Origin of the sequence: Christensenella hongkongensis, assembly GCF_000981035.1 — a bacterium.
Lineage (GTDB): Bacteria > Bacillota > Clostridia > Christensenellales > Christensenellaceae > Christensenella > Christensenella hongkongensis.
Genome location: NZ_LAYJ01000030.1, coordinates 1 through 9,999, shown reverse-complemented (window position 1 = coordinate 9,999; position 9,999 = coordinate 1). Strand labels below are relative to the sequence as shown.

Sequence of the window (9,999 nt, the reverse complement as noted above, 5' to 3'; positions counted from 1 at the left end):
CCTTTGCCGCCATAAAAGCCTGCATGGCGGTGTAGACGGCTGTCGCCGTGATATTGATGCCTTCCTTTTTGAGGATGCTGATGGCGCGCAGGCCTTCCGTGGTCACCGGCACCTTTACGAACAGCTCGTCGCTGATCTCGTGCAGCATGAAATGCGCCTCCTCGATCATCTGGTCTGTCGTCTCAGACACAAGCTGCGCGTGCAGCTGGCACTCCTTTGGCAAAAAAGCGCGTATTTTCTTCAAAAGCTCGATCGGGTTTTTGTGCGCCTTCATGAGGATAGAGGGGTTTGTGGTCACCCCGTCGTACGGATAATCGTGATAAAGCGCTTCTATTTCGCTGAACTCGGCGTTGTCAATCAATACCAACATAATTTCTCCCTGCTTTCTACTGGAATATGATGTATTATTTATCCGCTTTTCCCGCGCGCCTCAAACAATTAAATGCTGGGCACCGCTTTATCCACTTCCACATCCGCATCGTAATCCACCCCGTCGATCCCAAAACCAAACATATGGTAGAAATCCTCCCAATAGCCGTCCACATCGGCAAGCTGTTGCAGGTTATCGCTGTTTATCCGGTCCCATGCCTGCTTTACCTCCTGCTGTACGTCTTCACGCATTTCCCAGTCGTCCATGCGGATCATGCCGTCTTCATCCACCTGCGGCTTATCTGCCAGCAGCTTATCATGGAACAGGCGGTACATCTGCTCGATACAGCCCTCATGGATGCCCTTTTCCTTCATCACTTTATACAGGATGGACATATAGAGCGGCACAATCGGAATCGCTGCGGAGGCCTGCGTAACAAGCCCCTTATTGACCGAGATATACGCAGTCACGCCCGGAAATTCCTGCGTGATCTCTTTTGAGGTCGCAAACAGGTGCTCCTTTGCCCTTCCAATAGAGCCGTTGCGGTACATTGGATGCGTGAGCTCCGGCCCAAGGTAGGAATATGCCATCGTAACCGTGTGCTCTGCGAGCACGCCAGCGCCGCTGAGCGCCGTAATCCAGTCTTTCCAGTCCTCGCCGCCCATGACCTTCACCGTATCGCGTATTTCCTCCTGCGTTGCCGGGGGAACGGTGACCTCAGATACAGTCCTTGCCGCGAGGTCTATCGTCTTGTTGGTATACTCGCCGTCCGTCGTTTTGAGCACGGAGGAACAGGTGGTTCCATCCGCCATTGTCCTGCGGGGGGATGCAAGGCTGTATACGACCATATCCACCTGCCCCAAATCTTTTTTGATCAGGTCTATCACCTGCTGCTTCACTTCCTGAGAAAACGCATCTCCATTAATCGTCTTTGCGTACAGGCCGTCCGCATGCGCGTATTCCTCAAACGCCGCCGTATTATACCAGCCGGGCGTTGCGGTGCGTTTGCCGCTTTGCGGGCGCTCGAACATAACGCCGATTGTGCTTGCCCCGCACGAAAACGCTGCACTGATGCGCGACGCAAGGCCGTAGCCCGTAGAGCTGCCGATAACGAGCACGTTTTTGGCGCCCGGCGTTTTGGGCCGCGCCTTCACGTAATCAATCTGCTCCTTCACATTCTCGCCGCATCCGACGGGATGCGCTGTGGTACAAATAAATCCTCTTACCTTGGGCTGAACTATCATATTCCAAAACTCCTTCTTTGTTTCATTCTGTATTCCCGTATATTTTACCACACCGTTCCTGTAATTTCAGCAAAATAATGGGAATCGATTGATTATCGCCCTTGTGATGTGTTATCGTTCAGGTAGTGACGCTAACTACATTTTTATTTTGGAGGCCAAATTATGAAAACCAGTGAATATTTAAAAATGATGCGGGAAATCAAGGACTTTTCTTTTGCGACAATCGGGCACGACGGCCTGCCAACGGCGCGGATTATCGACGTTATGCTTGTGGAGGAGGATTGCCTGTATTTCCTGACGGCGCGCGGCAAGGAATTTTACAGCCAGCTTACAGAACAAAAATTCGCCGCGCTTTCCGGCATGAATAAAAACTGGCAGATGATTACGCTGCGCGGGAAAGTGAAGAAGGTATCCCAGGATATGCTCGGCCCAATTTTTGAGCAGAATCCTTCCATGAACGAGGTCTATCCGGGCGACAGCCGCAAAATTCTCGAGGTGTTTTGCCTGTACGAAGGACAGGGCGAATTTTTTGATCTTTCAGGAACGCCGATCTTTCGCGAGACGTTCCTGCTTGGCAAACAGAAGGAGCACAAAAAAGGCTTTGTGATTACAGGCGAATGTATTTCGTGCGGCATTTGCGCGGGTGTGTGCCCGCAAAGGTGCATCGCCGAAGGCTCGCCCTACGCAATCCGGCAGAAGAACTGCCTGCACTGCGGCCTGTGCGAAGAAAGCTGCCCTTCCGGTGCGGTTATCCCGGCGGGCCGCGCGTGAATGAAAGGAGCTTTCCGATGAATTACCATGTTATGACCGGCGATATCACAAAATTCAAGGGGGACGCGATAGTAAACGCGGCAAACACCTCCCTGCTGGGCGGGGGCGGCGTAGACGGCGCAATCCACCGCGCGGCGGGGCCTGCGCTGCTTGCGGAATGCCGCACGCTCCATGGGTGCGAAACCGGGCAGGCCAAAATCACAAAGGGCTACGGCCTGCCTGCGGGCTATGTAATCCATACGCCCGGCCCAATCTGGCGGGGCGGCAAAAACGGCGAGGAAGAACTGCTTGCGGGCAGCTACCGCAGCAGCCTGCGGCTTGCGGCGGAGCACGGCCTGAAAACCGTGGCGTTCCCTTCCATCAGCACGGGCGTTTACCGCTTTCCATTGGAGCGGGCGGCAAAACTGGCGACGGAAACAATCCTGTCGTTTTTGAAAGAACATCCTGAAATGGATGTGACCATGGTATGCTTTGACGAGAGAACAAAGGACGCTTACGATAAGGCTCTCGTGGACGCCCTTACAGGGCTATCTCCCGCGTAAAGGCTTCCCTGCCTTCCGCGGTGAGCATCAGGGATACCACGCTCCACATACATTTCCTTGCATCGTGGCTAACGTCCTTCCAGCGCTCAAAATGCGGCTGGCTATAGCATGAGGTGGTCATGAGGGACTGGATTACGCCCTCCGTCTGCCCCGGAAATTCTTCCCCGCGCACAAGCCCCGCGTCCCGTAGATTTTTGAGCGCAGTCCTGAGCGTATCGTATAAATCGCGCATCACTGAAAGCTGCATCTGGTAGACCTGCGGGCACAGCTGTGAAAGCTGCGCGTAGTGCCGGAAATAGTACTGGTGCTTATCGTGGTGCTCTGTGATATACCGAAGAAACCCGTCGAGCGCCGCAAGCGTTTTGATTTCGCCGTGTTTCCTGTAGCCACGGTGCTGATCGATAATCACCGCTTCGATGAGGTCTTCCTTTTTTTTGAAATGATAGGTCAGGTTCCCCACGCTGATGCCAAGCGCATCGGCAACGTCGCGCATGGTGACCGCATTATAGCCGTTTATACTGAACAGCTCCCGCGCCGCTGAAATGATCTCGTTTTTGATGTCTTTTTTCATTGTTTCCCTCATTTATGCCGTGATCTGCCAAAACATTGTTGACATTTTAGCACATTTGTACTAAAATGTCAATCAGCACAAACGCATCCAAGGAAGGGAAGGACACAATGACAGACACAATAAATAACACTGCACAAAACCCACTGGCAACCGAGCCGATTGGCAAGCTGATCGCCAAATTCGCGATCCCTGCAATCATCAGCTTTCTTGTCAGCGCAATCTATAATATCGTAGACCAGATTTTTATCGGGCAGGGCGTAGGGCTGCTTGGAAACGCCGCGACAAACGTTGCGTTCCCGCTCACCACGATCAGCACGGCTATCGCCCTTTTGATCGGCGTGGGCAGCGCGTCCAACTTTAACCTGCGGCTGGGCGAGGGGCATAAGGACAAGGCAGGGCATATCGCCGGGACGGGCATTACGCTGATGATTGCCTTTGGCGTGACGCTTGCGGTGGTGGTAATCGCGTTCCTCGATCCGCTGCTGATGGCGTTTGGCTCTACGCCTAACGTCCTTCCCTATGCGCAGACCTACACGGGAATTACCACGCTTGGAATCCCGTTTATCATCCTGACCACGGGCGGCAGCCAGCTGGTGCGCGCGGACGGCAGCCCGGGTTACTCCATGGCGTGCCTGCTTTCCGGCGCGATCCTCAACACGATTCTCGACCCGGTGCTGATCTTCGGGGCGAATATGGGCATCGCCGGAGGGGCGATTGCAACCGTACTGGGGCAAATACTTTCCGCGGTTATGGTAATCCTGTATTTCCGCAGGTTTAAAACGCTCAAGCTGACCAAAAAACACCTGCGCCCGCACTGGGAATACGCAAAAATGATCTTTACGCTTGGCATGGCGGCCTGCTTCAACCAGCTCGCTTTGACAGCCGTGCAGATCACCATGAACAACACGCTCACCTATTACGGCGGGCTATCCCACTATGGGAGCGAGATACCGCTTGCGGTGGTGGGCATTATCACCAAGGTGAACATTCTCTTCCTGGGGTTTGCAATCGGCGTAGCGCAGGGCTGCCAGCCTATTGTGGGCTTTAACTACGGCGCACGCAATTACGAACGGGTCAAAAAGACATTTTCCAAGGCTACCGTTATCGTCCTTGCGATTTCCATCGCAGCATTTTTAGCCTTCCAGCTTTTCCCGCGGCAGATTGTGAGCGCGTTCGGCGAGGGCAGCGAGGACTATTTTGAGTTTGCGGAGCGGTATTTCCGCATCTTTATGCTGCTGACCTTTGCAAACGGAATGCAGCCGCTCATTTCGAATTTCTTTACGTCAATCGGCAAGGCGACGCGCGGCATCCTGTTGTCGCTGACGCGGCAGATTATATTCCTGCTTCCGCTGATCCTGATTTTCCCGATCTTCTGGGGAATCGACGGCGTGATGTATGCAGGGCCGATTGCAGACGGGGCGGCGGCAATCCTCGCGGTTGCGCTTGTGATTGGCGAGCTTCGCAACATGGAAAAGCGCGATCCCCGCAACAGGGCCGCGCTTGGCACAGCATAGCATACTATATGATGAATGATTTAAGGGGCGGGTGCGGCGGCATCCGCTTTTTTTGCAGTTGTTTCCGGAGCCTGTGGCGGCTGACTTCACGCGGGTACAGCCCGTCGCGTTCAAAGCCTGCTTACTTCGTGCGCAAAGGCATTTTCACGCAACAGGCTATACTCGCGCTGACAGAGTGGATGCCCGGGCAACGCACGGTTGCCGCACAGTGCGCGCAAAAGCCGGAGCCTGTTGCAGGATATTGCCTGCAAGGGGCTTGTGGAGGGCGCTTCATGTTGTCCTTCCCTGCCGCGCGCCCGCAAGCAGAGCGGCGTACTTTACAGTTATTCCCTTCCCTGTTCGCCGCGTCCCCTCAAAGGCAATGCCTGTAACAGGCTTCGGTAACAGTACCAAAAAAAGAGCTCCCCACAGTATGTGCCGCGTGGTGCGCGCAAGAATCGGAGTCTGTTGCAGGATATTGCCTGCAAGGGGCTTATGGAGGGCGCTTTTCGTTGTGCCTCCCTGCCGCGCGCCCGCAAGCAGAGCGGCGTACCTTACAGATATTCCTTTCCATGTACGCCGCGTCCCCTCAAAGGCAATGCCGGTAACAGGCTTCGGTAACAGTAGCAAAAAAGAGCACGTGGCAGGATATCCGGACTAGCGGAGCAGGCTTTGGAGGTCGGCGGCGATGGTTGGAAAGCCAAAAACCATTTGGCTGAGCTGTTGCTTCGAAATTTTGAGGGCAATGACCATTGCAAGGTAATCGACCAGCTCGTCCGCAGTGCCGGAAAGAATATGCGCGCCCACAAGCAGCCCGTCCCCGTACACAAGCTTTGCCTTTGCAACCGGCTCGTTTATCCGGCGGTAATTGAACCATCTTGTCATATCGACTTCTTTGACGGTATACTTTTGCGGCTCTTTGCCTGCGTCGGCAGTCGAAATGCCGACCGACGCGAGCTTTGGACTGCCAAATACGATGGACGGAACCGGAGGATATACGATGCTTCCGGTTTCGCCGCCCAGAAGCCTTTGCGCGATATATTTTGCTTCAAACCGGGCAACGGGAGTCAGTCCCGGCTGTTTTTTGGCGACAACGTCCCCGCAGGCATATATGGAGGGGTTTGACGTTTGCAGGAAACCGTTTACCTCCACGCCGCGCCTGCCATATTCCACGCCCGCATTTTCCAAGCCGAGCGTTTCGAGGTTGGGCAGCCTTCCCGTGGCGCACACGACGCAATCCGTTTTATCTTCATAATTATCCGCTTCGAGCAAAAACGAACCGCCCTGCCTGCTTACCTTTGCAATATCCACATCAAAAACAAAGCGGATTCCCTTTGCCCGCATCGCCAGCACCATTGCCGATACAAGGCCCTCGTCAAAGCCCTTGAGCGGACGGGCGTTGTGGTGGATTACGGTTACCTCGCTGCCGGCGGCGTTTGCAATGCACGCAAGCTCAAAGGCGATATAGCCCGCGCCAATGAAGGTAATTTTGCGCGGCAGCGTTTCCATTTCCAGAAAATCCGCGCTGTTTTTCAAATATTCCTTTCCTTCAATATCGAGTACCGCCGGGCGGCGGCCTGTCGCAATGATAAACGTATCCGCTTTTATGGCCTGCCCGTTTACCTCGATTTGCCCGCTGTCCACGAATTTTGCGCTCCCGTCGACCGTGGTTATGCCGCGGCGAGCCAGCCCTTCTTTGGACGAGGATGAAACGGGATCGGTGAAGGTTCGCTTAAACTCCATCAGCCCGGGCCAGTTGATGGAACGTATGGGGGAAAGTCCCTTTCCATCGAGCTGGTTGCTGCGGTCTACAGCCTCCATACCCGCCACCAATACCTTTTTGGGATCGCAACCCCTGTTGGGGCAGGTTCCTCCCCACAAATCTTCTTCGACCACCGCGACCTTCCTGCCGCCTGCTGCAAGCGCCCTTGACGACACCTGCCCGCCCGGGCCGGAGCCAATGACCACTACGTCGTATTTTTTCATAACCGTCTCCTTTATCTGGCTTGATTCTATCCTTACCCATAACTATAAACGGATTTTTGGGGCAATATCGCTATCCCGCAAAGAGCGTGCATTGATTTCTGTGGAAAAAAATGTATAATTTTCTTTATAAGCAGATTTACAGAGGTGATAAAAATGGCAAAGAAACAATTCAAAGCAGAATCAAAGCGTTTGCTGGATTTGATGATCAATTCGATCTACACACATAAGGAAATCTTTTTACGCGAGCTGATTTCCAACGCGAGCGACGCAATCGACAAGCTGGTATACCGATCCCTTTCGGACGGCGGCACAGGGCTTAACCGGAGCGATTTTTATATCCGCATCGAGCCGGACCGCGAAAAGCGCATACTGAAAATTACAGACAACGGCATCGGCATGAACAGGGAAGAGCTGGAGTCCAACCTCGGCGTGATCGCGCGCAGCGGCTCGCTCCAGTTTAAGAACGATATGGCAGAGGGCGAGCAGCAGCAGGAGGACATCGACATCATCGGCCAATTTGGCGTGGGCTTTTACTCCGCCTTTATGGTCAGCGATAAAATCACTGTGCTTAGCAAAAAATACGGCGAAGAGGAAGGTTACAAATGGCAGTCCTCCGGCGCGGACGGCTACACCATCACGCCCTACGAAAAGGACACGCAGGGCACAGAGATCATTATGGAAATCAAGTCTGACGCAGAGGGCGAGGACTACAGCCGTTTCCTGAATGAAAACAGCCTTGCAGCACTGGTGAAAAAGTACTCGGATTACGTGCGCTACCCGGTGCAAATGGAGATGGAGCGCAGCCGCAACGTAAACGAGGGCAAAGAGGGCGCGGAGCCGGAATGGGAGACCTACCGCGAGCTGGAGACGCTCAACAGCATGACGCCCATCTGGCAGCGCAACAAAAATGAGGTAAAGCAAAAAGACCTCGACAATTTTTACAAGGAAAAGTTTTTTGACTTTGAAAACCCGCTGAAAACCATCCGCGTGGACGCGGAGGGCATGATCAACTATAAGGCGCTGCTGTTTATCCCCGCAAAGGCGAGCTACGATTATTTTACCAAGGAATACAAAAAGGGCTTGCAGCTTTATTCAAGCGGCGTGATGATCATGGAGCGCTGCGAGGAGCTGGTGCCGGAGCATTTCAGGTTTGTGCGCGGAATTGTGGATTCCCCTGATATTTCGCTCAATATTTCCCGCGAAATGCTACAGCAGACAAGACAGCTGCGCGCCATTGCATCCAACCTTGAAAAGAAGATACAGGGCGAGCTTGAAAAGATGCTCAAAAACGACCGCGAAAGTTATGAAACCTTCTGGAAGGCTTTTGGCCTGCAACTGAAATACGGCGTTATGGCTGAATACGGCGCGCACAAGGACAGTCTCAAAAACCTGCTGCTGTTCCATTCGTCGGCGGGAGAAAAGCTGACCTCGCTCGCGGAGTATGCCGGGCGCATGAAGGAAGGCCAGAAGTCCATTTATTACGCGACGGGCGACAGCATCCGGCATATTGCATCGCTGCCACAGGCGGAATACATCCGCGAAAAGGGATATGAAATCCTTTATTTCACAGACGAAGCGGATGAATTTATGGCGCAGGCGCTGATGCAGTATGACGATAAGCCGATCAAATCCATCAACAGCGCGGACGACGACCTGAAAACAGAGGACGAAAAGAAGGAAATCGAAAAGCAGGGCGAGGAAAACAAAGAGCTGCTCGATTTTGTGAAGGAGGCACTTGGAGACCGCATTGCAAAGGCCCGTATTTCCGGGAAGCTGCGCAGCCAGCCGGTCTGCCTGACCACAGAGGGGCCGCTTTCCTTTGAGATGGAAAAATACCTTGCACAGGTGCAGCCGGACAGTAAAATGAAGGCTGAGCGCGTGCTTGAGCTAAACGCAGAGCATCCGGTGTTCCAGACGCTCAAAGAACTGGAGAAAACCGACAGGGAAAAAGCAAAGGCATACGCGCAAATCCTCTACCATCAGGCAGAGCTGATGGCAGGGCTGCCAATCGAGGATCCCGCCGCTTATTCCGAGCTGGTATTCAGCCTGATGTAAACGGATGGTGCACGCACGGGCTTAACCGTATGATGGCAATAATGCAAACGCCCCCTTTCCGCTGCGGAACAGGGGGCGTTTTTGATTGGGCGGCAGGGGCTTACAGGTACTCGCACCACAGCTGCCAGATTTGCTTGCCGGTGTCCGCGTCCATGCGCGTCAATACCCGCAGCAGGAATGCCGAATAACCATGCCGGAAGGCCTCGAGCGCCGGGCATGGGAAAAAAAGATCGCGCAGCTTACCGTAAAGTTCTGCTATGGCAGGCTCCCCCAGAAGCCCACCCAGCTGCTTTCCCGCTTTATTGATTTGCGGGACGTCGGTGCAAAACGCAAGGTGTGACTGCCGGTCTTTCAGATATTTATCGTACGCGTCGAAAAAGTACGCGTCCGAAAGCTCCGCAAAGCAGAGGCAGCTGCGCGTTTCCGCATCCCTGATGTCGTCAAAATCACTGGACAGCAGCTCTGTATCCGGCGCCGCCCCATAGGCATGCGCGGGCGTTTGCATGATGGTGCGCGAAATATCGAGCAGGCGGCTGCCTGCCTCGTAGCCGTAGCTTTCCGCATCGAAAGCCGAAGCAGCCCCGGACGATTCCAGAACGCCGGAAATGTATTCCCACAGCAGCGGGATTTTGTCTCCCAGACGGTCGGCAAGGTCGTTCACCAGACGGAACAGCGGGGCCGCGCTGGGGCAATCCTGCGGAATGGCTCCAAGCAGGGCGCGGGTGTGGTTTGACTGTGTATCCTGTTTCAAAATTCCCAACCACCTTTTTTTAATGGTTGGGAATTTCCCAAATACAAAAACGCGCGGGGTGCGCAGAGCATAGCTCTAAAAACCCTCGCGCGTCAAAATATCGTTGCACTCATTCCCGAGGGAATGTATAATGATACTTGATCGCAGTGTCCCTGATGGGATTGCTTGAGGGTGTCGCGGCACCGGATAGCAGGGCTTGGAGTGTTACCGCACTCC

General features: G+C 54.0%; 10 protein-coding genes. 4 read left to right on the top strand and 6 right to left on the bottom strand.

Annotated elements, in window-relative coordinates; translation table 11 throughout:
• Nucleotides 1–370, bottom strand: a 370-nt coding sequence (locus CHK_RS01160; protein ID WP_046442154.1) for a transaldolase family protein, incomplete at its 3' end; no start/stop codon positions are given.
• Nucleotides 371–438: 68 nt separating this feature from the next.
• On the bottom strand, nucleotides 439–1,614 hold the full coding sequence (gene fabV / locus CHK_RS01155) for an enoyl-ACP reductase FabV (protein ID WP_046442153.1): 1,176 nt from the start codon (nucleotides 1,612–1,614) through the stop codon (nucleotides 439–441).
• 162 nt (nucleotides 1,615–1,776) lie between these two features.
• Between fabV and CHK_RS01150 the strand changes: the two genes are divergently transcribed.
• Nucleotides 1,777–2,385 (top strand): 4Fe-4S binding protein, encoded by a 609-nt coding sequence (locus CHK_RS01150; RefSeq protein ID WP_046442151.1) that lies wholly within the window; start codon nucleotides 1,777–1,779, stop codon nucleotides 2,383–2,385.
• A 17-nt stretch (nucleotides 2,386–2,402) separates the two neighbouring features.
• A complete protein-coding gene (locus CHK_RS01145; RefSeq protein ID WP_046442149.1) occupies nucleotides 2,403–2,927 on the top strand; it encodes an O-acetyl-ADP-ribose deacetylase in 525 nt (174 codons plus the stop codon).
• Here CHK_RS01145 and CHK_RS01140 read toward each other — a convergent pair.
• The gene (locus tag CHK_RS01140; RefSeq protein WP_046442147.1) at nucleotides 2,905–3,498 is read right to left on the bottom strand and encodes a TetR/AcrR family transcriptional regulator; all 594 of its coding nucleotides are present in this window, start codon (nucleotides 3,496–3,498) and stop codon (nucleotides 2,905–2,907) included. The two genes, CHK_RS01145 and CHK_RS01140, sit on opposite strands and share 23 nt — an antisense overlap.
• 107 nt (nucleotides 3,499–3,605) lie before the next feature.
• On the opposite strand from CHK_RS01140, the gene CHK_RS01135 reads away from it, so the two are divergent.
• A complete protein-coding gene (locus CHK_RS01135; protein ID WP_046442146.1) occupies nucleotides 3,606–5,012 on the top strand; it encodes an MATE family efflux transporter in 1,407 nt (468 codons plus the stop codon).
• 270 nt (nucleotides 5,013–5,282) lie between these two features.
• Here the strand turns inward: CHK_RS01135 and CHK_RS16455 are convergent, their stop codons facing one another.
• Nucleotides 5,283–5,621 carry a hypothetical protein gene (locus CHK_RS16455; RefSeq protein WP_046442144.1) on the bottom strand — a complete coding sequence of 113 codons (339 nt, stop codon included), beginning with the start codon at nucleotides 5,619–5,621 and terminating at the stop codon, nucleotides 5,283–5,285.
• Nucleotides 5,622–5,648: 27 nt separating this feature from the next.
• Nucleotides 5,649–6,977 carry a dihydrolipoyl dehydrogenase family protein gene (locus CHK_RS01125; protein ID WP_046442143.1) on the bottom strand — a complete coding sequence of 443 codons (1,329 nt, stop codon included), beginning with the start codon at nucleotides 6,975–6,977 and terminating at the stop codon, nucleotides 5,649–5,651.
• A 153-nt stretch (nucleotides 6,978–7,130) separates the two neighbouring features.
• On the opposite strand from CHK_RS01125, the gene htpG reads away from it, so the two are divergent.
• A complete protein-coding gene (htpG, locus tag CHK_RS01120; protein ID WP_046442142.1) occupies nucleotides 7,131–9,032 on the top strand; it encodes a molecular chaperone HtpG in 1,902 nt (633 codons plus the stop codon).
• A 100-nt stretch (nucleotides 9,033–9,132) separates the two neighbouring features.
• On the opposite strand, the gene CHK_RS01115 is transcribed toward htpG, so the two are convergent.
• Nucleotides 9,133–9,783, bottom strand: a complete 651-nt coding sequence (locus tag CHK_RS01115; protein ID WP_046442140.1) for a hypothetical protein — start codon at nucleotides 9,781–9,783, stop codon at nucleotides 9,133–9,135.
• Nucleotides 9,784–9,999: the final 216 nt, after the last annotated feature.